General features: G+C 47.6%; 1 pseudogene. It reads right to left on the bottom strand.

Annotation, left to right across the window (positions count from 1 at the left end):
* Positions 1-227, bottom strand: a pseudogene (locus tag LJE08_RS14620) (hydantoinase/oxoprolinase family protein); the annotation flags it as partial.

Genomic DNA, 227 nt, shown 5'->3' with positions numbered 1-227 from the left:
AGCAGAACCGCCTGGTAGATAGGCAAGCGGGATAATTTCGATATTAATGATTTCAACGCTGGTTGGATCCGCGCCAGCACTGATTGCATTGCTGACTGCCTCGTTTTTGGCTTTTTTTAGTACTTCTTCTTTATCTTTGCCTTCAAAGCTGTAGATTCGGTTAACGTCGCCACTGACTTGTCCCAAAGCCGCACCCACTGCATTGGCTGCATCATAGTGGTCTGGAC

It is taken from the genome of Holdemanella sp. DFI.5.55 (assembly GCF_020593575.1).
GTDB lineage: Bacteria > Bacillota_I > Bacilli_A > Erysipelotrichales > Erysipelotrichaceae > Holdemanella > Holdemanella hominis.
The sequence above is the reverse complement of the archived record's forward strand: the minus strand, read 5'-3'. Positions and strand labels throughout refer to the sequence as shown.